This window comes from Dysgonomonas sp. Marseille-P4361 (genome assembly GCF_900343125.1).
Classification (GTDB): domain Bacteria; phylum Bacteroidota; class Bacteroidia; order Bacteroidales; family Dysgonomonadaceae; genus Dysgonomonas.
Window position 1 is genome coordinate 1 of the sequence record NZ_OPYL01000009.1, and the last position, 24,056, is coordinate 24,056.

A 24,056-nucleotide genomic window follows, 5' to 3' on the forward strand; every position below is an offset into this window, starting at 1 on the left:
CAACAGCAAGAAATTAAGGTGGTTATAACACTGAGGATCCACCTCTTCCCATTCCGAACAGAGAAGTTAAGCTCAGTCGTGCCGATGGTACTGCATATTTGTGGGAGAGTAGGTAACCGCCGTTTTAAAGTCAGTAGCGTCTTTTAGTTTAACTAGAGGACGCTACTTTTTTGTATATATACACGACCTCTACCATTGAATATAGACTCTATCCTAATTTTATTACTATCTACACAAACACAAAGACTTTTTTCAGGTCAAAAGCAATAGTAATGCAATGCTTGAGTATAACTGTTTAATTGTTAGCTGTTTATGTGTAGGTACTTCTTCTTTATAATGTATTTATAGTCAAGTGTTTACAGTGTTCTTTGTAGGTTTAGATATTAAAAAGAGTAAAGAATAGGAAAGCAGGAATAAAATACAGCTCTTTATAATGAAATAAAAAAGTCCGAAAGTAATTCGGACTTTTGCAATCTAAGGGATAGATTATTATTTCTTTTTTGTATCAGCTGCTTTTTTTGAAGTACAACAAGATTTTTTGTTAGCATCTTTTTTTGTACATTCTTTTTTGTCTTTTGTACAGCAAGATTTTTTATCAGCTTCTTTTTTAGTACATTCTGTTTTAGCTTTACAACAAGTAGCTTTTTTAGAGTCTTGGGCCATTACTGCTGTAGATCCTAAAAGTGCGATACACATAACAGCAGACATTATAAGTTTTTTCATATACGTTATCTTTATTAGTTTTTTAATTTGATTGAAATTTCTTATATCATTGTTTGCAAATATAATCGCATTTTAGTTAAGATAGTATTAACCAAAGTTAAATAATATTATGCTACTCGTAATAGAATTCTCCAAACTCACTTTTTATAATCAACTCTTTTTTATCAGATTTTTCAACGAATCCAACAACTTGTGCATCAATGTTATATGATTTTGAAATATTTATGATATCTTGAGCATATTGTGAAGGAACATATAATTCCATTCTGTGCCCCATATTGAATACTTTATACATTTCTTTCCAATCTGTTCTGGATTGTTCTTGAATTAGCTTAAATAGTGGTGGTACAGGGAACATGTTATTCTTTGTTATTTTTACATTATCGACAAAGTGTAAAACCTTTGCTTGAGCACCTCCAGAGCAGTGAATCATTCCATGCACCACAGAACGGAATTGATCAAGTATCTGTTTGATTACAGGAGCGTAAGTACGGGTAGGAGAAAGTACTAGCTTTCCAGCATCTATGTCTAATCCATTTATCTTATCAGTTAATTTCATATTTCCTGAATAAACTAGATTCTCAGGAATAGAGGCATCATAGCTTTCTGGATATTTTTTTGCAAGATAATTTGCAAATACATCATGGCGAGCAGATGTTAAGCCATTGCTCCCCATTCCTCCATTATATTCATTTTCATATGTCGCCTGACCTGAAGACGATAATCCGACTATAACATCTCCATCCTGTATTTTGTCGTTCGAAATAACGTCAGAACGTTTCATGCGACATGTTACTGTACTATCTACTATTATTGTACGAACTAGATCGCCCACATCGGCTGTTTCTCCGCCCGTAGGGTAAATATTTACTCCTAGCTTGGCTAATTCCTCACAAAGTTCGTTTGTGCCATTAATTATAGCCGAAATAACTTCTCCTGGGATAAGCATTTTATTTCTTCCAATTGTAGATGAAAGAAGTATATTATCTGTAGCTCCAACACATAGAAGGTCATCAATATTCATTATCAGTGCATCCTGAGCAATGCCTTTCCAAATAGATATATCACCTGTTTCTTTCCAATACATATAGGCAAGAGAAGATTTAGTGCCAGCTCCATCAGCATGCATGATATTGCAATATTCAGGGTCGTTTCCTAAAATATCGGGTATAATCTTGCAAAAGGCTTTAGGAAAGATGCCTTTGTCAATATTCTTAATTGCATTGTGTACATCTTCTTTAGATGCTGATACTCCTCGTTGATTATATCGTTGGTCGCTCATGATTACTACAAGAATTTATTGTATTTGATTTTAGTCTACAAAGGTAAATAAAAACAGTATGAATAGAAAATTGTTGCTTGCTAAAGATAACAGCCTGCAAAGATTACTTTACAGGCTGTATATTATTTATTTATCAATATTGTATTGTTATGGGATTAGTAATCCTTCACTTCCCAACCAAGCGCACTAGCTCCAAGTACAGCAGCATCGCTTTCTTTCAATTCAGACATTAATAGTTTAATTTTATTGCGATAAATAGGCAACATGTTTTCTTCCATATGTTTGCGTACCGGATCGAAAATGAATTTACCTGATTTAGATAATCCTCCGAAAAGAATAATAGCCTCAGGACTAGAGAACGCAACAAAGTCAGCAAATGATTCGCCTAGAAGTTTTCCTGTATATTCAAAAATTTCTAAAGCAAGTTTATCTCCTTTTACTGCAGCATCGTATACATCTTTCGATTCTATTGTCTCCAGATCTAACTCTCTAAGTAAACTAGGTTCTTTTCTTGTTTGAAGGTATTCTTTTGCTGTACGAGCAACTCCCGTAGCAGAAGTGTATGTTTCCAGACAGCCTTTTTTACCACATCCACAAACTCTTCCTCCTGGAATAATTGTAGTATGTCCTAGCTCTCCAGCAAATCCGTCATGACCATAAACTAACTGACCATTGATAACAATTCCACTACCTACGCCTGTACCTAGAGTGATAACGATAAAGTCTTTCATCCCTCTAGCAGCTCCGTATGTCATTTCACCAATAGCAGCAGCATTAGCGTCATTCGTCAAAGCTACAGGAACATTTAGTTTGTCAGTAAGCATTTGCGCTAAAGGAATAACTCCTTTCCAAGGTAGGTTAGGTGCAAACTCGATACATCCAGTAAAGAAGTTTCCGTTTGGAGCTCCAACACCTATTCCTTTAATACTACTCGAACCTCCAACCTGATCTATAATTTCTTGTACGCTAGCAGACAGATTACTAATGTAGTCGTTAATTTCTTTATAAGTACCAGTTTTTATTGAACCTTGATTTATAATATGACCTCTCTTATCTACGACGCCAAAAATAGTGTTAGTTCCACCGATATCAATACCAATTGCATATGGTTTTTCCATGATCAATTATATGTTAATTTTACAATGATGTTATTTCATTTTATTTAGTGATACAAATATAATCTTTTTCGAAAAAAAACGGGCTTCTTGAGAGGCAATATTATGCATAAAAAAGCTCTAAATATTAATATTTTAGTGTTTTAGATAAATATCTAATACTTTATTTGCTGCAGCAAAAGAACTGATTTGTGAACTTAAGATTTGTTGCTCTAAAGATTTCAATTCCTGCTGTATTTTTGGATTGTTGTAAAAATTGCTCTTAAGTTGTTCATTTATAGATTCGTACATCCAATATTTAGCTTGTTCATTTCGTCTGTATTCAAAATATCCATTGTTCTTCACAAAAGTTATATATTCTTCTATCATATCCCAGACTTCTGCAATCCCTATTTCGTAATATCCGGAATAGGTTAGTACTTTAGGAGACCATCCAGAATCGGGTAGGGGGAATAGGTGTAAAGCATTTTTGAAGTGGCTTTGTGCCAATTTAGCTTTATCAATATTATTTCCGTCAGCTTTATTTATGACAATGCCATCAGCCATTTCCATAATGCCGCGCTTTATACCTTGCAATTCATCACCAGTTCCAGCAAGTTGGATCAATAAAAAGAAGTCTACCATAGAATGTACAGCTGTCTCAGATTGACCTACACCAACAGTTTCAACAATGATTCTATTAAAGCCGGCAGCTTCACAAAGAATGATTGTTTCTCTAGTTTTTCTAGCAACTCCACCTAAGGATCCGGCAGAAGGAGAGGGGCGTATGAAAGCGTTCTTTTCTGTAGATAATCTTTCCATACGGGTTTTATCTCCCAAAATACTTCCTTTTGTAACTTCGCTGGATGGATCGATAGCTAATACTGCTAACTTATTATTTCCTTTAAGAATATGCATTCCGAATGAATCGATAGAAGTACTTTTTCCAGCACCGGGAACACCTGTAATACCAATTCTGACAGAATCGCCTGTATAAGGTAGACATTTTTCAATAACTTCTTGGGCTATAGGATAATGATCAGGATTAGAACTCTCTATAAGTGTTACAGCTTGCCCTAGAATACTTATATTTCCTTTTCGAATTCCTTCCACATATTCTGAAACAGTATATGATTTGCGTTTAAATTTTTTGAAATTATTTAGATAAGGATTAACTGAGGGTTGTTCTGATGTTCCTTTATTTACTCGTAATCCTTGAAATTGTTTATCATTTTCAATATGGTCCATGATGCTTATTGTATTTATAGTGTTAGAACTTAATTGAAATGTAAATATACAAATAAAATAGGGACTTCAATTTGAATATCTTTCTTAAAACTAAAATGTTTATTTCTGTAATTAAACATAATAGTAATTATGTAACTTTTGAGTGTGGAAAAGAATTACTCGAATTTTACGATAATTAGGAATATTAAATAAATAAAGAAGGTCTGTGAATAGTACTCACAGACCTTCTTTATTTTATATATCAGTTTATATATTATAGACCTAATTCTTTATCAATAGCTTCTAGTTCTTTAGATTTATCAATCTTCAATAAACTCAAATTGTAATATACATTTTGTAGTTTAGTTAAAGCTAATCTAATATCAGCTTGATCTGCGTTACGAGCTCTTAATAAGTCTGTATATTTTTCTAGATATGGCAGAGCTTTCAGATATAAAGCAGATGTTTTTTCATCAAGTTCAGCTTGTTCTTTTCTGTTTGTAGTTTGTCCAGCAACTTCTTTCATATCTTGAGCTTGAAGTACATATAGAACACCAACTCCTTCTAATGCTTTCTCACAGTTCTCATCAGCATTTAAAGCTGCTAAATAAGTAGGTTCTGCATTAGTATAATCCTTTTGTTCTGCATATAATGATGCTTTTACAGTCATCAGGTCGCAAGTATTATTAGGATCGTTTGCAATAGCTTGATCTAGATATGTAAGTGCATCTTGTATTCTGCCACCTTTGATATATTCATTAATCAAGTTAGAAGTAAAGAATACATTATCAGGGAAAAGTTGAGCTCCTTTTGCTAATACATTAGAGAAAGATACGCTATCATTTTTAGTTTTATACTCAGCAGCAAGTAATTCATATGGATCACTTTCTTTGTAAGCTGAATTCGGTGCATATCCTTCATCAATAATTTTATTTAAAAGTCTGATAGCACGATCGTGTTCTTGAGCTTGAACAGCGCTAATAGATGCATAATACTTAATCACATGGTAAGTATTAGCTGTATCAAGAGGGTTGATAAGTGGTAATTTACTGTCTTTGAACATATCAAGATTTGGCATTTCCCAGTAGATTTCGAAGAAATCAGCAGCCTTCTTAAAATCTTGCTTGTCATTGTAATAAATACCTCCATTTATATAATATCCATGAGCACTTCTTAGGTTTTTTTGGATATCGTCTCTTACTTTATTCTTAACTTTTCCTTTACTGTCAGGAAGTTGTCCTAATTCATCTGCCTTAACATATGGAGCATACATATTGTATAGCCCAGTATACATTGCAGCTTCGTCCGAACCTTTACCTGTTGCATCTTTCAAAGATTCTATTGTTCTTTGATCATCAAATACTTTATACTCAATGTCTCCAGCTATTTTCCATGTCTCCGGATCTGTAGCTGTTTCAGGATTATCTAAAGCTGGTTTAATTAAATCTCTAGCTTCCTGGATGTTATTTTTCATTGCCGATTTAGCATCTTTCACTGCTTTCTTTTGAGCAAAAGAAAAAGAAGCTAATAAGCACAATGATGTTACAAATAAAATACGTTTCATAAGTTTTTTATTTTAATAATTGTGTTTAATTGTTTGTTTCATTATTAATTTCCTCTATTCCATCAGTTGAAATATTTTCATCTATTTCGTCTGTTTCTGTCTCTGAATCGACTTTACATACTGATGCTATTTCGTCGTTTCTCTTTCCTAGATTGATGAGTCTAACTCCTTGAGTAGCTCGTCCCATGGTGCGAATATCTGAAACTTTTAGACGAATTGTAATACCAGACTTGTTAATAATCATTAAATCGTTATCGTCTGTAACACTATTTATAGAAACAAGCTTACCTGTTTTGTCTGTAATGTTTAAAGTCTTAACTCCTTTACCTCCGCGACTGGTAATACGATATACAGGAATAATTTCGCCATTTTCGTCAAGGATCTCGTTGCCTTCTTCATCCTTTTCATTCAGATTGGTGCGTTTTCCATATCCTTGTTCCGATACTACCATAATAGTATTCGTTGCTTGTGCTTCTTTAGACATAGCAATCATACCTACAATTTCGTCTTGTCCGTCTTCGTCAATGCGCATACCTCTAACTCCTGTAGCGGTACGTCCCATTTCTCTTACTTCTGATTCATGGAAACGAATAGCCCTACCATTACGATTTGCAAGAAGAACTTCGCTATCGCCATCTGTCATCAATACGTCTATAACTTTGTCATCTTCGCGTATAGTTATGGCATTTACACCATTCTGACGAGGACGAGAATAAGCTTCCAGCTTAGTTTTCTTAACAACACCTTGTTTGGTACAGAATAGCAGATAGTGAGTATTCAGATAATCTGCATCACTGAATCCTCTAACTCGGATAAAGGCAGTAGCTTTATCATCGGATTCTATATTCAAAAGATTTTGAATAGCTCTTCCTTTCGAATTTTTAGTTCCTTCAGGGATATCAAATACACGTAGCCAGTAACATTTACCTTTCTGAGTGAAAAGCAGAATGTAATTGTGCATAGATGCCGGATAGATGTGCTCAATAAAATCTTCGTCGCGAGTCTCAGAACCTTTGGCTCCTACTCCACCTCTGTTTTGAGCTCTAAATTCTGTTAATGGTGTACGTTTGATATAACCTAAATGAGATACAGTGATGATCATTTCATCATTTGCATAGAAATCTTCAGGGTTTAGTTCTTCTGAAGCGTAAACAATTTCTGTGCGGCGTGCATCACCATATTTATCTTTAATTTCAATTAATTCATCTTTAATAACTTGCATTAAAAGATCTTCGTTTGATAGAATTTCGTTTAAGTAAGCAATTAATTTCAGAATTTCTTCATATTCATTTCTTAACTTATCTTGCTCTAGACCAGTCAATTGCCTTAATCTCATTTCGACGATTGCACGTGCTTGAATTTCGCTAAGACTAAATCTGTTAATTAAACCTTCGATAGCTTCTTGAGGTGATTTTGATCCTCTGATAATAGCTATAACTTCGTCAATATTGTCTGAAGCAATAATCAAACCTTCAAGAATATGAGCTCTTTCTTCAGCCTTACGTAGATCGAATCGAGTACGACGAGTAACTACATCTACTCTGTGATCTACGAATAAGGAGATCATATCCTTTAGATTCAATGTTCTAGGTCGTCCATTGACAAGAGCAATGTTGTTAATGCTAAAAGATGATTGTAAGGCAGTTAGCTTATATAGTTTGTTAAGGACTACATTTGCATTTGCATCACGTTTAACATCTACAACAATGCGCATACCTTGACGGTCTGACTCATCGTTTACATTACTGATCCCTTCCAGTCTTTTTTCACCAACAAGGTCTGCAATGTGTTTAATCAGTTCTGCTTTATTAACAAGATAAGGAATTTCGGTAATTACGATTTTTTCATGATTACCTTCCATTTCTATCTCGGCACGTCCACGCATTACTACACGTCCACGACCTGTTTCGAAAGCATCTTTAACTCCCTGATAACCATAGATGAAACCTCCTGATGGAAAGTCCGGAGCTTTTATGTATTCAATAAGACCTTCTGTGTCTATATCTCTGTTGTCAATATAAGCGATAGTGGCATTGATAGCCTCTGTCATATTGTGTGGAGCCATGTTTGTAGCCATACCTACAGCAATACCCGAAGCTCCGTTTATAAGCAGATTTGGTATACGTGTAGGAAGAACTGTAGGCTCTTTCAGTGTGTCATCAAAGTTCAGCTGAAAATCGACTGTTTCTTTGTCGATATCTTTTAGCATTTCTTCAGCTAAACGACTCAAACGAGCTTCGGTATAACGCATGGCTGCAGGGCTGTCTCCATCGACACTACCCATATTACCTTGACCATCTACCAAAAGATAACGCATGCTCCACTCTTGAGCCATACGTACCATTGCAAAATATACAGAAGAGTCTCCATGAGGATGGTACTTACCTAGTACTTCCCCCACAATTCTTGCTGATTTTTTATGTGGTTTATTTGAGTTGTTTCCTAATTCATTCATACCAAATAGGATACGACGGTGTACAGGTTTAAATCCGTCCCTTACATCAGGCAATGCTCTGGAAACGATAACCGACATTGAATAGTCAATGTAGGCTGATTTCATTTCATCCTCGATGTTTATCCTAATAATTCTGTCTTCTGTCTCTGCCATTATTTTTGATAAATTTTTATTTCCAATAAATTTGCGTAAGAGCTTTTTATAGTATCAAAAAAGCATGCTAAGATACGAAATTTGTTTGTATTGAGAAAATATTAGTAAAGCAAAAAGCCCGAAGGTATTACTTTCCTTCAGGCTTTTTATTAACTAATTAAAATATCTTTTATGTCTTATTCATCACGTCCGTGGCAGTTCTTATATTTCTTGCCACTTCCACAGAAACAAGGTTCATTTCTTCCCGGTTTTTTGTCAACATGTATCGGAGCTGTTGGTCTTGGTCTTTCAGGACCTTGAGGTTCTCCTGCTTGTCCGCTTCTAGGCTCCATGTCGTTGCGTTCTGTTCTGTAGCGACTATAATCGGTTTTTTGTTCAGGAGCTGCCTGACGCACTTCTTCCGGTTCTCGCACAGGTATTTGACCTCTCATCAATATGGTTACAGCCTTGTTGTTAATAACGTTAACCATTGATTTGAATAAATTGAATGATTCTAACTTGTAGATCAATAGAGGATCTTTTTGCTCATAACTAGCATTCTGAACAGATTGACGTAGATCATCCATTGCTCGTAGATGCTCTTTCCATTCTTCATCGATTGTGTGAAGCACAATAGACTTCTCAAAAGATTTGATAATATCTTTTGATTCAGAATTATATGCATCTTTTAGATTACAAGAGATGTTGTAAACTCGCTTACCATCAGTAATAGGGATAAGAATATTCTCAAATTTATCTCCTTGCTCTTCATAAACTTGTTTGATTACAGGATTAGCAATATCTGCTAAACGGTCCATTTTGCTCTTGAAGTTAGAAACAGCTTTTTCGTATACTTCATCAGTAAGATTCTCAGATTTTGAAGAACGGAATTTCGCTTCATCAAATGGTAATTCCATTGCAAACAGACGGTATACATCCATTTTCAAATCTTCGTAATCTAGAGTGTCAGCATGTTGTTCTACTAAGTTTACTGCAGAATCGTAGAACATATTAACGATATCGATTCCGATACGTTCTCCCATCAAGGCATGACGACGACGTTTGTAGATAACTTCACGTTGTGCATTCATAACGTCATCATATTCGAGCAAACGTTTACGAATACCGAAGTTATTTTCTTCAACTTTCTTCTGAGCTCTTTCTACAGACTTGCTAAGCATATTATGCTCAAGCATTTCTCCTTCTTTGAAGCCCATACGATCCATCATTCCGGCAATACGTTCCGAAGCAAATAGACGCATCAAATCGTCTTCAAGAGAGATATAGAATACTGAAGATCCCGGGTCTCCCTGACGTCCTGCACGTCCACGTAACTGACGGTCGACACGACGAGACTCGTGACGCTCTGTACCAATAATAGCAAGACCTCCAGCTTCTTTTACACTAGGTGCAAGCTTGATGTCGGTACCACGACCAGCCATATTGGTAGCGATGGTTACAGCTCCCGGTTGTCCGGCTGTAGCAACCACTTCTGCTTCTCTTTGGTGCAATTTAGCATTCAATACGTTATGCTTAATCTTGCGCATTGTTAGCATCTTGCTTAACAATTCGGATATTTCGACAGAGGTAGTACCCACAAGAACAGCGCGTCCTTGTTCTACTAAGTCGACAATCTCTTGAATTACAGCGTTATATTTTTCACGTTTAGTCTTGTAGATACGGTCATTCATATCAATACGGGCAATTGGCCTGTTGGTAGGAATAACTACAACGTCTAACTTATAGATGTTCCACAACTCACCAGCTTCTGTTTCGGCAGTACCTGTCATACCGGCTAGTTTGTTGTACATACGGAAATAATTCTGTAATGTAACTGTTGCAAATGTTTGAGTTGCAGCTTCTACTTTAACTCTTTCTTTTGCTTCTATCGCTTGATGAAGACCATCAGAATAACGACGTCCGTCCATGATACGGCCAGTCTGTTCGTCTACAATCATTACCTTATTGTCTACAACTACATATTCGTCATCTCTTTCGAATAGAGAGTATGCTTTAAGTAATTGGTTAACAGTGTGAACGCGCTCAGATTTGATAGAGTAATTTTGCATCAACTCATCTTTCTTCTCAGCTCTTTCAGAGTCATTTAAGTTGATATTCTCTAGCTCAGAAAGTTGCGATCCTATATCAGGAAGAACAAAGAATTGAGGGTCATCTGAATTTCCAGTAAGCAAGTCAATACCCTTATCTGTTAGTTCGATACTGTTATTTTTTTCATCGATAATAAAATACAGTTCATCTGTAACAATATGCATATTACGCATTTGTTCAGCCATATAATGTTCTTCGGTCTTAAGCATTGCTGCTTTGATTCCCGGTTCACTTAAGAATTTGATGAGTGGCTTATTCTTAGGTAGTCCTTTGAATGAACGGTATAATAATAGAGCTCCTTCTTCTTGTTCTTTTTTATCTTCCGAAGCCATTTTAGATTTTGCTTCAGCAAGTAATTTAGTACAAAGGTCTCTTTGCGCTTTTACAATAATTTCTACACGTGGACGGAACTCTTCAAAAAGTTGTTGATCTCCCTTAGGAGTTGGTCCTGATATGATTAGAGGGGTACGAGCATCATCGATCAGTACCGAGTCAACCTCGTCGACAATAGCAAAGTTATGTTTGCGTTGTACTAAATCTGATGGGCTGATAGCCATATTGTCACGCAGGTAGTCGAAACCAAATTCGTTGTTTGTACCGAATGTGATATCTGCTAAATAAGCCTGACGACGACCTTCCGAGTTCGGTTGGTGTTTGTCTATACAGTCAACAGATAGTCCGTTGAACATGTAGATTGGTCCCATCCATTCAGAGTCACGTTTTGCCAGATAGTCATTTACTGTTACAACGTGAACACCTTCACCTGTTAAGGCATTAAGGAATACAGGTAAAGTTCCTACAAGGGTTTTTCCTTCCCCTGTAGCCATTTCGGCAATTTTACCTTTATGCAGTACAACTCCACCAAATAATTGTACATCGTAGTGGATCATTTCCCAAACGATTTCATTACCTCCGGCTACCCAATGGTTTTGGTAGATTGCTTTATCTCCATCGATGCGTACGAAGTCATGATCTTCTGCTAATTTACGATCGAAGTCAGTTGCTGTAACTTCTATTTCTTCGTTTTGGGTAAAACGGCGAGCAGTATCTTTAACAATAGAGAATACTTCGGGAAGTACTTTTTCCAGAATTTCTTCATACTTTTCAGTAATCGTTTTTTCCAGCTTGTCTACTTCGCTCCATACTTCTTCACGCTGATCGATTTCAAGTGTTTCTATACTTGCTTTTAGTTCAGCTATTTTGTTCTTTTCTGTTGCTACATAATCTTGAATTTGCTGTCTTATTTCTACAGTTTTAGCACGGAGCCCATCGTGAGAAAGACGCTCTATTTCAGGATATACGGCTTTGATTTTATCTACAAAAGGGTTTATTTCTTTTAAGTCCCTTTGAGATTTGTTGCCAAATAATGATGTTAAAAATTCAGTAAATCCCATATATTTAGTTTGTTTATTTTTTTTCTGTTTTTGTAATAAATTAAATTCAAATAGTTTAAAGTAATTCGGATAATACCTCTGCTTTAGCCGCATTTGGAGCTCTTATGCGCATTACATAAGATACAGATGGTGCTATCTCAGTTGCTTTAATTGTCCTTTTTATTCGTTCAGGTTTTATATTGCTTCCGAAAAATATAACAGGACATACAACAGCATTGTTTCTTACTTGCTTATTGTTTAACGATTCGTCTTGCTCACTTATAATTTTAAAACCTGGTTGAAGTTCAACAAAAAGATCTCCGGAATTTTCCTTAGTGTAAGCGTTTCTGTAATACTCCATAACAGGGTTCCACTCGCCATGTAGAAGTTGGTGAGAAGTATATACTTCTTGTACCCCTGTAAATTCTGAAACGAATTCGGCAGCTTTATCTTGAATTTCTTTTAACGAAACCTCTTTTTGTTTAATTAATTCCTTGTTCAAATATATTTGTCCATTATGGAATTTATCGACCCACTTGTTGTCTTTTCCATAAATGGCCATTAAATACATATTGAGAAGAGCTTCGCAGCGGTTTACATGGAATTTTTTCTCCGGTATATTCGAACTTGCTGTTTTATCGTCTTTATACTCAGATTCATTCGAGTTGTAATAACCCGTAGAAGAGATAAAAATAAAAGCATTTTTTAGCCCGACAGATTTATCAACAGCATCAAGTAAAGCCTCAATATCGCGGTCAAGACGTGTATAGACATCTTGAATTTCATATGAATAGTCACTTACATCTTGGTAGTTTCCTGCATAGAATGTAAGTGAAAGAAAATCAGGACTTGTGCGTTTTCCTAATTCGGCTTTTGTTAGTAATTTGATTGCACCTTCTCTGACGTTTTCGTTTGCCACAGGCATTTTCTTAGCCAGAATATATGTCGATTTGTCAGTCCCTGTAGCATGTTGGAATGTAGCTTTACCCTGAACATAAGGGAATGCCTTGTATTCTTCGATCGGTAATAATGGATTCCACCACATAGACCAGGCTTTGGTAGAGAAGTTTGAATTACTACGATTTTCCTGATCAATAGCCCAATAAAAGTCTTTGTAGTAGGTTGTTGATGCCCATTTTCCGGTATAGTCGTCAATCCAATAAGCGCTATTTCCTCTTGTGCCAGCTGTAATCAGGGCTTGAGGTATTTGCGGAGCAAAAGAGTACACATCAGAAGTGCCTTTTGACGCAAGTTTCAGTTCGTCTGTGATTGTAGAAGACTTCAGTGCAAGCGGTGACACTTTATCGTCAGTGTAATTTCCTAAAAAGTTAGGATCGGAGAAAGTTGAAACCTCCTGCTGTTTGGCTGCTAAATACTTTCTGCTACCTACAATTCCATGATAAAATGGGTTTGTACCTGTATATATTGTTGCAATAGCTGATGCATCATCCAGATAAGGAAAGTCGAACTTAATATTTTGAAATACTAAGCCTTCGTTTAATAATCGTTTAAAACCTCTTTCGGTAAATGTATGCTGGAAAAGTTCGAGATAATCTCCTCTTAGTTGATCTATAGTGATGCCAATCACTAATTTAGGTGTTTCTCGTACAGTCGATTGAGCTTGTACTGCACCTATTGTTAATACTGCAACTAAAGAGGTTATAATTCTTCTCATCTTACTCTGGGTAAGCTATAATCAGCTTTTTTGTTTATCTTTTTATATTGTAATATATTCATAATCGACCTTGTGCCAATGGTTAGAATATATGGTATAAATGCGATTTCTAATTGTTGTGGAATCAAACACCATGCCAAAAGAAATAGCGAAAGCGAGGCAAAGTTAATAAAATGATAATAATATACGTATTTTGAGAGTTTTTTTGCGAAGAATAAAGGAATTATTAATAGTTGAAGCGGATTTAACCACATAATATTCCAGTTAGGATTGGTACAAGGATGCTCTGAAAAGAACATTAAGAAAAAGATGATACATCCTCCCAGTCCGGCTATAAAAAATAATATAGTATCAAATACTTTACCCAAAGCATATAGTTGCTGATTGTATATCAGTAAGGATAAAAGAAGGGTGAATAAAAATAGTATGCATCCTACGATAAGAGGCCAGTCTGTAGCTTTCTGGATATTATCTGCCTGTGGATTGGTATATGTAAGCTGTTCTTGTACGGGTGTTAACAAAGTGTTAGTAGACTCAACGAGTATTCTGTTTATTGTATCTCCTTCGATAATAGCTCCTTCGTAAGCACCCATTAGGTATAATGGAAGAAAATCTTTTTGGCGATCTGTAATTTTCTTGTCAGCATCTGCCCCAATCACTAAATCAATTCCAAATCTAGCCCATGGTTGCGCACTGGTGCATTCCCAAACAAGATCTCTATAGCTTTGTTCTTTTACGGTCGGCGTATATTTTATCTTACCACTTATATTTTTCTCAATAATGTCTCGCGGACGTGTAGCACAATTGTCGTAGAAATAATTGTAGCGATAAGTTCTGTTTTCGGGAAGTGAATTTATAATTAGTGCATCTAGGATCTTCTGTTTTTCTGTTTGATCTATGTTCAGTTGTTGTTCAAAAACACCAACACCTCGCTCTTTATATTCATACAAATAATCATCAAAGCCTACATAGCCTACAATATAATCAGTTTCTCCTTTTACAAAACGGTACATGAAATTGGGGGTGTTGAAACTAAAAAGACCATAATTAAAAACAATGTCAAGTTTCTTTAATCCCAACTCTCTGACTTCGATAGTGTCTTTTACCCTTATTGCTGTATGTCCGAATAAAGCATAAATAGCCCCATTCCAAGGAGTGCTGGTTAATAAGCTTACTTCGGCTTTGTCACTCAAGGTAATGTATGAAGATGGGGAAGCCTTCGCAGTAGTGGTCAGACACAGAAGTGTGAGTATGAATAATAGTATTGTTTTCTTCATTTTTGTATTTTCTACAGGCAAAGATAAGATATATGTTAATAGTTTTTGTTTTTTTATTAAACTCATTCTTTCCCATCTTGTGAATTTTACTTAAAAACAGAGGGTGTAAGTTCAATATATAGTGTGATTTATAGCTTGTAATTCTCAAACTTTGAATATTTTTGTATAGATAGAAACACTTTAAATTTTTATAGCATGAAGAAAATTATATTACTTATAATCTCCTTTGTTTTTGTATGTAGTCTTTTGGCTCAGGATATTCAATTGGTGTCTCCACAAAGAACAGGTGGTAAACCGTTAATGGATGCTTTGAACGAACGCCAGTCTCGTCGTGATTTTGAGAAGAAAGAGCTCTCCCCTCAGATGTTGTCTGATTTGTTATGGGCAGCAAATGGTTTTAATAGAGATGATAAGCGTACTGTTCCTACCTCTCAAAATAGGCAGGAGATGGATGTATATGTGATGTTTGATACAGGTATTTACCTTTACGATGCTAAAGGACATGTATTAAAACTTATAAAGAAAGGTGATTTCAGAAAAGATCTGGGGCAAGCAAATATATCTGACAACGCAGCTTTTTCGCTGATCTATGTGGCTAATATGGATCGGGCGTCTAATCGCGAAGCTGGTTTTATAGATAGTGGTTTCATCGCTCAGAATGTTTATCTCTATTGTGCTTCAGCGGGATTGGGTACTGTGGTAAGAGGTTCTTTCACAAGACCTAATCTTCATAATACGATGGAGTTGACAAAAGATCAGGAGATAACAATTGTACAAGCTGTCGGCTTTATAAAATAAGAGAAACCTGTTTAAAATACAAAAGGTCGAAACCCTGCGTTTCGACCTTTTGTATTTTATATAAATCAATGAATGTTCTACATTTTCAAAGCGCCTACAAGCTCTTTTATCGAGCTGATATTATGCTTGTCCAGATATTCAGCTATTCCGTCTACCACTTTTACAGATATAGATGGATCTACAAAATTATGAGTACCAATCTGTATGGCCGAAGATCCGGCAAGGATGAATTCGATAGCATCTTGCCAGCAAGAAATGCCACCCATACCTATTACCGGTATTTTTACGGCGTTGTATGTCTGCCAAACCATTCTCAAGGCTACGGGTTTAACGCATGGACCCGAAAGACCTCCGGTTACTGTAGATAATACAGGGCGTTTACTGTTGATGTCAACTGCCATTCCTAGCAATGTATTTATCAAAGATACCGCGTCAGCACCTACACCTTCTACCGCTTTTGCTATTTCGGTTATATCTGTAACGTTTGGAGATAATTTTACGATCAGAGTTTTATCCCAAACTTTACGAACAGCTTCAGTAACTTCTCCTGCCATGTCAGGACATACCCCAAAAGCCATACCTCCTTCTTTCACGTTAGGACACGAAATATTAAGCTCAATTGCCGGAATTTTATCCAATCCGACTAGCTTTTCGGTACATTCTACATAGTCTTCGATGGTTGAACCCGATACATTTACAATAATATTTGTATCAATGTCTTTTATCTCCGGATAAATGTTCGAAACAAAGTAGTCAACTCCCTTATTTTGCAGTCCCACAGCGTTTAACATACCATATGGGGTTTCAGCCATACGAGGATAGTCATTACCTTGTCTTTCGCGAATAGTGGTTCCTTTTACAAATATTCCACCTATTCGCGATAAGTCTATAAAGTCTGAATACTCTTTTCCATAGCCAAAAGTACCCGATGCAGTCATTACCGGATTCTTTAATTCCAGTTTACCTATGTTTATTGCTAGTCTATCCATGTCAACTTTTCTATATTAAATACGGGACCATCTGTGCATACACATATATTCCCTTCGCGAGTTTTTTCTACACAACACAAACATGCTCCAAATCCGCATGCCATAACGTTTTCGAGAGATACTTCGCAGTTGATTTTGTTTACATTTGCATACTTTGCTACCGCCATCATCATTGGCTTAGGTCCACATGTATAAATGGATGAAAATTTAGTGTTTTTTAGTACAGAATGATCTGTAACATATCCTTTTTCTCCAAAGCTGCCATCTTCGGTAGTACAATAGACTTCTCCGTATTGTCTAAAATCGTCTAATTGTAGCAAATCATTCTTCGATCTGGCACCTAAAAGAAACATTGGAGTAAAACCTTTTTCTTTTAGGCAAGCTCCTAGGTATAACATTGGTGCAGTACCTACACCACCTCCAATTAATAACAATTCCTGACCGCTATCTTTAGAAGGTATTGTAAAGGTATTTCCTAGAGGTAATAGCAGATTTACGATATCTCCTTGTTTATATTCACTCATCTTTTGTGTACCATCTCCAATCACTTGTACTAACAACCATAATTCGTTGGTTGCTTTGTCTACGTAATTTACAGAAATAGGACGTCTTAGATAAGTGGATGGTGAACTGTCTACCTTTACTTCTACAAACTGTCCGGGAAACATGCTCGGTAAAGGGCTGCTGTCTGGTGTTGTAAGTTTTATAAGGCAGTAGTTTTGATTTAGTTTATCGTTTTGGGTAACAACTAAATCTAGCATTTTTTTCATTTACCTTGATTTTTAGTAGATAAATACTCTTTTTTCGAAATACAAAGTTAGTAAAATTTGAGCTTATACTAAAATGTAGGTAGAGCTTAATTATCCCAGATTATTTTATAACTTTATGTGGTTAGTTATAATGTGTAAAAAGTAAACCTATGAACATACACAGTACAAATACCTTATATTGCCCTATATTCCTTAATATAAAGGATAGAGATCATTATAACTAATTTTCCAAAACCTCTTTTCAATTAAGCTTTTGTAACCATACTTCTTAGAGTATAGTTACAGATTATTTATTCATTATTTTAACATAATATTACTATGAAATTACCATATGCAGAACCATGGAAAATAAAGATGGTTGAACCTATCCGAAGCAGCACATACGAAGAGCGTCTAAAATGGCTCGAAGCAGCTAAATATAATATGTTTCAACTAAGGGCAGATCAAGTTTATATAGATTTGATAACAGATTCGGGAACCGGAGCAATGAGTGATCGTCAGTGGGCGGGAATGATGCTTGGTGATGAGAGCTATGCGGGAGCTAGTTCTTTTTACATGATGGAAGAAGCTGTAAGACGTATTACCGGATTCAAATATGTATTACCTACTCATCAAGGAAGAGCTGCTGAGAATGTATTGTTCTCTTGTTTGATTAAGGAAGGTGATGTTTGTCCCGGAAATTCTCACTTTGATACAACTAAAGGACATATTGAGTCCAGAAAAGCTATAGCCCTAGACTGCACGATTGATGAAGCAAGAGATACACAATTAGAAATTCCTTTTAAAGGAAATGTTGACCTTCACAAACTAGATGAAGCTTTAAGTTTATATAAAGATCGTATTCCGTTCGTTATAATAACGATTACAAACAATACAGCTGGAGGACAGCCTGTATCGATGGAAAATCTCAGAGAGGCTCGCAAAATAGCTAATAAGTATAATAAACCTGTGTTATTAGACTCTGCTCGCTTTGCCGAGAATGCTTATTTCATAAAAACAAGGGAAAAGGGATACAGTGATAAGAGCATAAAAGAGATCTGTCTGGAGATGTTTTCTTATGCTGATGCCATGACTATGAGCGCAAAGAAAGATGCCATAGTTAATATGGGTGGTTTTATTGCTACCAATATAAAGGATTGGTATGAAGCAGCTAAAGTAAAAGGTATTGCTTTTGAAGGCTTTACAACTTATGGCGGTATGAATGGGCGTGATATGAATGCTTTGGCTATTGGTTTGGACGAAAATACAGAATTTGAAAACCTGGAGAGTCGTATCAAACAAGTGCAATATTTGGGAAACAAGTTAGATGAATACGGTATTCCGTATCAACGACCAGCGGGTGGACATGCTATATTTGTAGATGCTTCTAAGATTCTGACACATGTGCCGAAAGAGCAGTTTCCTGCTCAAACTTTGACTGTAGAACTTTATCTGGAGGCAGGTATACGAGGTTGCGAAATAGGGTATATTCTTGCCGACAGAGATCCAATAACCAGAGAAAATCGTTTTGATGGATTAGATTTATTAAGATTAGCAATTCCTCGTCGGGTATATACGAACAATCATATGGACGTAGTTGCTGCTGCTTTGAAAAATATCTTTGATCGACGAAGCTCAATAACTAGAGGAATGAAGATTGTAAAAGAGGCTGAACTATTGCGGCATTTTACTGTAGAGTTGGAAAGAGTTGAGTAATCATAAAAATTAAGAGCTGATGAAAATTCATCGGCTCTCATTTTATTATAATGGTTTATTATCTGCATTAAATACTTCGAATGTGTTATCCGAATAATAAATAATTATTTTGGATATTTTCTTTTCAGGTATTTTTTGATATATAACTTGTTTGTTTACAGTGTTTTCATCGCTAATAAGCGACTCCTTAACCCCAATTTCCTTGCGATATTCTTTTTCTTCCGTAGGATTAAACGGAAAAACTGCATTCTGAGAGAATAAATCAGGTTCATTTCTTTTGTTCGAAAATAAATCGCTCTGTTGCGATGAAGTCGATTGACCTTCATGTTCCGATTTATACATTTCTCCATTTCCCGTAATTAGCCAATCAGAATTAATATAATCCATCTTAGACAAAATTCGTGTGACTACATCCAAGCTCGGATTGTTGCGCCCATTCAATATATGAGATATAACAGCCCGACCCAGTTGCAACTTATCGGCAAATGCCGAAGGTGTCAGTTGCTCGTTATCCATAATTTGCTTGATCCTGTCTTTCATCTACATTAATAAGTATATAAATGTTTAGTACAAATGTAAATAAATAGATTTACAAATGAAAATTACAATTGTTTATAAATGTAATTAACATAAATATACAATAGAATACATTTGTATCGATTCGCTATGTTTACAATGGTAAATCTATGTAAAGTTTAAGTTTATAAAATAATCATATTTAATTAATAATTAATATATTATGCGTATAAGTTATGGGGTTCTAAGCTGTTTTAATAGTCGATAGAAGGGTATATTCTTTATTCTTTATATTATTACTTTATATTATTTAATTATTATATTCATATTAAGTATATTGGTTATTAAATATTGGCTTATTTGTTGCCTTGTTATGTGATATACATTATTAAACAATATTTGTAATCTGCGTTGTTTCTGATTGTATTTTTAATAATTTACATATGTTTAATCGTATAAAAAAATAGCCTTATTTTTAATTGTTTACTTTTGTAAACCAGTTTAAAGTAAATCACCTTTTGTATATTTATCCGTTTTTTTTCATAGTAACAAAATATAAGTATCTTTATGGATATTATTATAAAAATTAATATTGTAACGATAACTAATCCAATTATGAGAAAAATTTCGATCATTACTCTTCTCTGTTTACTCTGCGAGATTCACGTATTTGCGTGCACAAATCTATTAGTAGGTAAATATGCGTCTGTAGACGGGTCTACTATGATTACCTATTCCGCCGATTCATACGACCTATTTGGTGAATTATATCATTGGCCTGCTAAAAGGTGGTCTAAAGGCGATATGTTGAAAGTACATGAATGGGATAGCGGAAATGTAAAATACCTTGGTAGCATTGCTCAAGTAGCCCAAACATATAACGTAGTGGGTAACATGAATGAGCATCAGCTTACTATTGCAGAAACAACATTCGGGGGGCGCTCTGAGCTAGTTAACCCGAATGGAGTGTTAGATTATGGTAGTCTTATCTATATTACTCTACAACGTGCTAAAACTGCGAGAGAGGCTATTAAAGTAATGACTGATCTTGTGGCTGAGTATGGTTACAATAGTAGTGGTGAATCTTTCTCGATAGGAGATCCAAACGAAGTGTGGGTACTTGAAATGATAGGCAAAGGCTCTGAAGAAAAAGGTGCAGTATGGGTAGCTGTTCGTATTCCTGATGATTGCATTTCGGCTCATGCTAATCAGGCAAGAATACAGCAATTTCCATTAAATGATACTGAAAACTGTATTTATTCTAAAGATGTGATCTCTTTTGCTAAAAAGAAAGGTTATTATGAAGGAAAAGATAAAGATTTCAGTTTTGCTAAAGCTTATAATCCTCTTGATTTTGGAGGACAGCGTTTCTGTGAAGCGCGTGTATGGAGCTTCTTCAATCGTTATAATTCAGATATGGCTAAATATGTATCTTATGCCAAAGGAGAAACGCAAGAACCAATGCCTCTATATATCAAACCTGATAGAAAACTTTCATTGGCAGACCTACAAGAAATGATGAGAGACCACTATGAAGGAACGGCTCTGGACTGGACAAATGATATAGGTGCTGGTCAATTTAAATCTCCATACCGTTGGGCTCCATTGACATGGAAAGACTCTAAAGGTGAAGAATATTGCAACGAACGCCCTATTGCTACACAACAATCTGCTTTTGTATTTGTATCTCAAATGCGCTCTTGGTTACCTAACCCTGTTGGTGGAGTATTATGGTTCGGTACGGATGATGCTGCTCAAACAGTATTTACACCTATGTATTGCTCTATAACAGAAACACCTGAATGTTATCGTGTAGGAAATGGTGATCTATATAACTTCTCTTGGACTTCAAGTTTTTGGATTCACAACTGGGTTTCTAATATGGTATATAACAGATATGATGCAATGCATGCAGATTTGAAAAAACTTCAGGGAGAATTAGAGAACAAGTTTATATCGGAGCAAGCTGCTATCGAAGAAGAAGCTGTTAAGTTATATAATGATTCACCAGATAAGGCTGTTCAATATTTGACAAACTACAGTAAAGAACAAGCACAATATGCATTCGATAAATGGAAAAAACTAGGAGAGTTTCTTATTGTAAAATATATGGATGGTATTGTTCGCAAAGAGGAAAATGGAGAATTCAGAAGAAGTGAATATGGAGGCCCTTCTTCTCCGCAACGAGTAGGATATCCGACAGAACACTACGACAGAATAGTGAAAGAAACTGGAGATAAATATAAAGTACTCTACTAAAAAATAAATAACTTAGACCCCTCAATTCGAGGGGTCTATTTTATAATAAAGAAAGATGTCAAAAGGACTGTTATATAGCTTAGTTTTCTCTATAAGTATAATCTTGCTTTTCATTGCAAGTCTATTCTTAGGCTCAGTATCTATACCGTTTCATGCCGTTTGGGATATATTGATAGGTAATGGAGCCGAGAAACAGGCTTGGTCATATATTGTTTTAGAATCACGTTTGCCACAGACTATTACTGCTCTGGTTTCCGGTGGCGCAATAGCCGTATCGGGTCTGCTTTTACAAACAACTTTCAGAAACCCTTTAGCTGATGCGGGAATTCTAGGAATTAGCTCGGGAGCAAATCTAGGAGTAGCTCTGGTTATTATGTTGATTGGCACTAATTTAGGCTCTATCGGAGGGTTTAGTCTCTCCTACTCTATGCTAATCGTTATCGGAGCCTTCATTGGAGCATCTGTTATCTTGTTGATTATTATGGGTTTTGCTTCGGTTGTCCGTAACAATATAATGCTTCTTATCATCGGAATAATGGTTGGATATTTGACATCGTCCGTTATTTCCATTCTAAAATTCTGGAGTACTAGCGAAGATGCCTACTCTTTTATGATATGGGGAATGGGGGATTTTTCTGGTGTTACGATGGATGAATTACCTTTTTATTGTGCTGTAATTGCTATAGGATTACTTATTTCCATACTACTGATAAAGCCTTTGAATGCCTTATTATTAGGCGAAAGATACGCTGTTAATTTAGGTGTAAATATCAAGCTTATACGCTTCTTGTTACTCTTATGCGCAGGTCTTATTACAGCTATTACTTGTGCCTTTTGCGGGCCGATCGCTTTCATTGGACTGGCAGTGCCTCATATAGCAAGATTGCTGCTCGGAACCTCTAATCATAAATCTTTATTGCCCCTAACTATATTGATAGGCTCAGTAATGGCTCTTCTATGTAATCTCATTAGCGCTGTAGCAGGTGCAAATGGAGGCTTACCATTAAATGCAATAACTCCGATATTTGGAGCACCGGTAATCATCTATGTAATTTTGAATCAGAAAAAAATACAATATTTCAATTAATAATGGCAAGAGAAGCAATTATTTCGGCTACAAATATAAGTATTGGATATCATCGAAAAAAGCATGAAGATACTTCAGCATTATATACAGGCTTATCTTTCAATTTATATGAAGGAGAACTTGTTTGTTTATTAGGTGCGAATGGAGCCGGGAAATCTACTCTGTTGCGTACAATAAGTGCTTCGCAGCCTATTTTAGAAGGAAGTATAAAGTTTAATGGAAAAGAAGTATCCGACTACTCCGAAAAAGAATTATCCAAGCTATTAGGGCTTGTATTAACGGATAAAACATCGGCGGGAGGATTATTGGTTAGAGAGTTGGTAGAGCTGGGGCGTTATCCTTATACAGGTTTTTTCGGTCAATTAGATATCGATGATAAAGAAATAGTGAAGAAGGCTATGAGAGATGTTGGTATTTCTCACAAAGCGAATTCTTATGTAGCTGAATTATCCGATGGTGAAAGACAAAAGGCTATGATTGCTAAAGCCCTGGCACAAGAAAGCCCTATTGTTTTCCTGGACGAACCGACCGCTTTTTTAGATATAGAAAGCCGTATAGAAATAATGAACTTATTGCATAATCTGACTATGTATCAGGGGAAGACTATTTTATTATCAACACATGATATTGATCTGGCTTTGCTCTTAGCCGATCAATTGTGGCTGTTGTCCAGAGATAATGGACTTTTCTGTGGTGTAACAGAGGATATTGTATTATCAGGTATGCTAGATAAATTCTTTAAGGGCGAAAATATTGTGTTTAATAAAGAAACAGGAAATTTTCTTCCTAATAGACAGAGTGATAAGAAAGTATTTATCGAGTTTGAAGAGAGTCTATTACATAAATATTACCATTGGGTTAAGAATATATTGGAAAGACATGGATATGCTATTTGTGAAAATAGCGAATCTGGTTTATTTTCAATCAATATAAAATCGCCTAAAGAAATGATCCTAAAGGTACAAAATAACGAAATTCGACTGAATAACTTTGAAGAATTGGCTAATTGGTTAAAGAATTATTAGTTAAGT

The 24,056-nt window shown here is 35.6% G+C and carries 17 protein-coding genes and 1 rRNA gene; 6 read left to right on the forward strand and 12 right to left on the reverse strand.

What is annotated here, in order from left to right:
- Positions 1-14: 14 nt before the first annotated feature.
- Positions 15-125, forward strand: a 5S ribosomal RNA gene (gene rrf, locus DHU68_RS12985).
- 364 nt (positions 126-489) lie between these two features.
- Here rrf and DHU68_RS12990 read toward each other — a convergent pair.
- The 9 genes from DHU68_RS12990 to DHU68_RS13030 all read right to left on the reverse strand — a co-directional run bounded on the left by DHU68_RS12990 (position 490) and on the right by DHU68_RS13030 (position 14,911).
- Complete coding sequence (locus DHU68_RS12990) at positions 490-723, reverse strand: hypothetical protein (RefSeq protein WP_108823436.1); 234 nt, start codon at positions 721-723, stop codon at positions 490-492.
- 112 nt (positions 724-835) lie between these two features.
- Positions 836-2,005, reverse strand: coding sequence for an AIR synthase related protein (locus tag DHU68_RS12995; RefSeq protein WP_108823437.1), 1,170 nt, complete (start codon positions 2,003-2,005; stop codon positions 836-838).
- Positions 2,006-2,160: 155 nt separating this feature from the next.
- On the reverse strand, positions 2,161-3,123 hold the full coding sequence (locus DHU68_RS13000; protein ID WP_108823438.1) for an ROK family protein: 963 nt from the start codon (positions 3,121-3,123) through the stop codon (positions 2,161-2,163).
- A 132-nt stretch (positions 3,124-3,255) separates the two neighbouring features.
- Positions 3,256-4,347: a methylmalonyl Co-A mutase-associated GTPase MeaB gene (gene meaB, locus DHU68_RS13005; RefSeq protein ID WP_108823439.1), complete on the reverse strand. Its 1,092-nt coding sequence runs from the start codon at positions 4,345-4,347 to the stop codon at positions 3,256-3,258.
- A 253-nt stretch (positions 4,348-4,600) separates the two neighbouring features.
- Complete coding sequence (locus DHU68_RS13010; RefSeq protein ID WP_108823440.1) at positions 4,601-5,890, reverse strand: lipopolysaccharide assembly protein LapB; 1,290 nt, start codon at positions 5,888-5,890, stop codon at positions 4,601-4,603.
- Positions 5,891-5,915: 25 nt separating this feature from the next.
- Positions 5,916-8,498 carry a DNA gyrase subunit A gene (gene gyrA, locus DHU68_RS13015; protein WP_108823441.1) on the reverse strand — a complete coding sequence of 861 codons (2,583 nt, stop codon included), beginning with the start codon at positions 8,496-8,498 and terminating at the stop codon, positions 5,916-5,918.
- A 176-nt stretch (positions 8,499-8,674) separates the two neighbouring features.
- Positions 8,675-11,980: a preprotein translocase subunit SecA gene (secA, locus tag DHU68_RS13020; protein ID WP_108823526.1), complete on the reverse strand. Its 3,306-nt coding sequence runs from the start codon at positions 11,978-11,980 to the stop codon at positions 8,675-8,677.
- A gap of 55 nt (positions 11,981-12,035) precedes the next feature.
- A complete protein-coding gene (locus tag DHU68_RS13025; RefSeq protein WP_108823442.1) occupies positions 12,036-13,634 on the reverse strand; it encodes an alkaline phosphatase family protein in 1,599 nt (532 codons plus the stop codon).
- Positions 13,631-14,911: a DUF4105 domain-containing protein gene (locus tag DHU68_RS13030; RefSeq protein WP_108823527.1), complete on the reverse strand. Its 1,281-nt coding sequence runs from the start codon at positions 14,909-14,911 to the stop codon at positions 13,631-13,633. Before DHU68_RS13030 ends, DHU68_RS13025 begins: the two co-directional genes overlap by 4 nt.
- 195 nt (positions 14,912-15,106) lie before the next feature.
- On the opposite strand from DHU68_RS13030, the gene DHU68_RS13035 reads away from it, so the two are divergent.
- A complete protein-coding gene (locus tag DHU68_RS13035; protein ID WP_108823443.1) occupies positions 15,107-15,709 on the forward strand; it encodes a SagB/ThcOx family dehydrogenase in 603 nt (200 codons plus the stop codon).
- Between the two features lie 77 nt (positions 15,710-15,786).
- On the opposite strand, the gene DHU68_RS13040 is transcribed toward DHU68_RS13035, so the two are convergent.
- Both DHU68_RS13040 and DHU68_RS13045 read right to left on the reverse strand, forming a co-directional pair.
- Positions 15,787-16,698 carry a dihydroorotate dehydrogenase gene (locus tag DHU68_RS13040; RefSeq protein ID WP_108823444.1) on the reverse strand — a complete coding sequence of 304 codons (912 nt, stop codon included), beginning with the start codon at positions 16,696-16,698 and terminating at the stop codon, positions 15,787-15,789.
- Positions 16,686-17,468: a dihydroorotate dehydrogenase electron transfer subunit gene (locus DHU68_RS13045; RefSeq protein WP_108823445.1), complete on the reverse strand. Its 783-nt coding sequence runs from the start codon at positions 17,466-17,468 to the stop codon at positions 16,686-16,688. Before DHU68_RS13045 ends, DHU68_RS13040 begins: the two co-directional genes overlap by 13 nt.
- A 318-nt stretch (positions 17,469-17,786) precedes the next feature.
- Here DHU68_RS13045 and DHU68_RS13050 point away from each other — a divergent pair, with 318 nt between their 5' ends.
- Complete coding sequence (locus DHU68_RS13050) at positions 17,787-19,163, forward strand: tryptophanase (protein WP_108823446.1); 1,377 nt, start codon at positions 17,787-17,789, stop codon at positions 19,161-19,163.
- Positions 19,164-19,208: 45 nt separating this feature from the next.
- Here DHU68_RS13050 and DHU68_RS13055 read toward each other — a convergent pair whose 3' ends face one another.
- On the reverse strand, positions 19,209-19,703 hold the full coding sequence (locus DHU68_RS13055) for a helix-turn-helix transcriptional regulator (RefSeq protein ID WP_108823447.1): 495 nt from the start codon (positions 19,701-19,703) through the stop codon (positions 19,209-19,211).
- 591 nt (positions 19,704-20,294) lie between these two features.
- On the opposite strand from DHU68_RS13055, the gene DHU68_RS13060 reads away from it, so the two are divergent.
- The 3 genes from DHU68_RS13060 to DHU68_RS13070 are packed head-to-tail and all read left to right on the forward strand — an operon-like array spanning position 20,295 to position 24,050.
- On the forward strand, positions 20,295-21,938 hold the full coding sequence (locus DHU68_RS13060; RefSeq protein ID WP_108823528.1) for a dipeptidase: 1,644 nt from the start codon (positions 20,295-20,297) through the stop codon (positions 21,936-21,938).
- 55 nt (positions 21,939-21,993) lie between these two features.
- Entirely contained in the window at positions 21,994-23,025 is a 1,032-nt protein-coding gene (locus tag DHU68_RS13065; RefSeq protein ID WP_108823448.1) for an iron ABC transporter permease, read from the forward strand.
- Between the two features lie 2 nt (positions 23,026-23,027).
- On the forward strand, positions 23,028-24,050 hold the full coding sequence (locus tag DHU68_RS13070) for an ABC transporter ATP-binding protein (protein ID WP_185117520.1): 1,023 nt from the start codon (positions 23,028-23,030) through the stop codon (positions 24,048-24,050).
- Positions 24,051-24,056 lie beyond the last annotated feature (6 nt).